At 76.3% G+C, this 1,533-nt stretch carries 2 protein-coding genes; both read left to right on the top strand.

The genetic code is table 11. The features are described 5' to 3' along the window. Positions 1 to 657 (top strand): hypothetical protein (locus tag H3C53_12085; protein MBW7917403.1); only part of this gene is annotated, 657 nt, incomplete at its 5' end. Positions 658 to 802: 145 nt separating this feature from the next. Beyond that, on the top strand, positions 803 to 1,533 hold a 731-nt coding region (locus H3C53_12080), incomplete at its 3' end, for an AAA family ATPase (protein ID MBW7917402.1).

Here is a 1,533-nt window from a genome sequence, read left to right as displayed (position 1 = left end):
CGCGGCAGCGCCGTGGGGCTCGTGAGCGTGGTGGCGGTGCTGCAGCTCTACCTGCCGCCGCTCGTGGTGGTGATGGCCGCGCCCCTCCTCACGCGCCGCGAGACGTGGGCCTTCTGGGCGGCACTGCCGCGCCCGCCCGCCGCGGCCTACCGCGGCGCCGCCCTCGGCATCGCCGGCGGCATGCTCCTGCCGCTGCTGGCCGGCTCCGCCCTGGCCGGGGCCGTCCTCGGCCTCGACCCGAGAGGGCTCGCCCTGCTGGGCCTCACGACCGTGGCCGTGACGCTCATGTTCACCACCCTCACGGCCCTCTTCAGCGCCCTGACGCTCGACGTCACAAGGGCCATGGCCCTCGGGCTGGCCGCGTGGGGCCTGCTCGTGCTGGCCTACGGCCCGCTCGTGGTCGGCGTGGCCGCCGCGTTCGCGGACTACCCGCTGGACGCTCTCCTGGTGGCCTCGCTGATCGTCAACCCGCTCGAGCTCTGGCGCGTCGGCTTGCTGCACGCCCTCCGCGTGCCGGTCCTCGTGGGGCCCGTGGGCAAGGTCGTCACCGACCTTTTCCCGAACGGCGCCCTGCTGATCGCGGCCGCCAGCACCGCCCTCGGCAGCGCCGTCGCGCTGTTCGCGGCCGGCTGGGTGTTCTGGCGTCGGGAACGCTGAACCCCCGGGGTGGGCCGCGGGGAGCCGGGGGCCCGCTTCGCCCGACCCGGGCGGCCGGCAACGTGGCACACCTATCTGTATGATCGCAGGCACGCTCGTGAGTCACGCCCGTCGCTACCCCCCGGAAGAGGATCGGCTGTCGTGGTTGACAGAGACCCTGCGCGCCGCCGCGGCCGGACGGGAAGGTCACGCGCTGGCCCTGCTCGGCGCCGCCGGCGTTGGCAAGTCGTGGCTGGCGGGCAGGGCCCTGGCGCAGATGGGTTGCCTGACCCTGACCTGCTCGACCGCCCTGCCCCTCGCCCAGGTCGTGGGCGGCCTGCCGCGCCCCGCGCGCCTGCCGGCGTGGGCGGAACGGACCCTGACCGCCGCCTCCGCTGGACGCGGCGAGGCGAGCGCCGCCCTGGTGGAGGCGCTCGCGGCGGCACTGAAGCTCGCTGCTCCCGTCGTGTTCCACCTCGACGACCTGCACGCCGCCTCGCCCGAGGTCCGTGTCCTCACGCCGGCCCTCGCCGCCGCGGTGACGCGCCTCCCGGGCGTCGTCTTGCTGGTGACCGGGCGGCGACCACCGGGCGAACCTTTCGTCGAGACGTGGCTCGAGCCCCTAGACGAGGGCGCCGCGGGTCGCCTGCTCGAGGCGCACCTCGGCGCGCCCGTGCCGGCGCGCGTCGCCGCCTGGATCCACGAGCGCGCCGGCGGCAACCCCCTCTTCACCCTCGAGTACCTGCGGCAGTTGCGCCGCACCGGGCACCTCTGGAGCGACGGCCGCAGGTGGAACTGGCGCGAGCCCGAGCCGGCGCCGCCGCCGGCGCGCGTCGGCGCCGTCCTCGACCATCTGGTCGCCAGCGCCACCGCCACCGTGGACGGGGCGGCCGCCGT

This window comes from Trueperaceae bacterium (genome assembly GCA_019454765.1).
Taxonomy (GTDB): Bacteria; Deinococcota; Deinococci; order Deinococcales; family Trueperaceae; genus JAAYYF01.
Note: the sequence above shows the minus strand (reverse complement) of the source record. Positions and strands in the feature narration are given on the sequence as shown.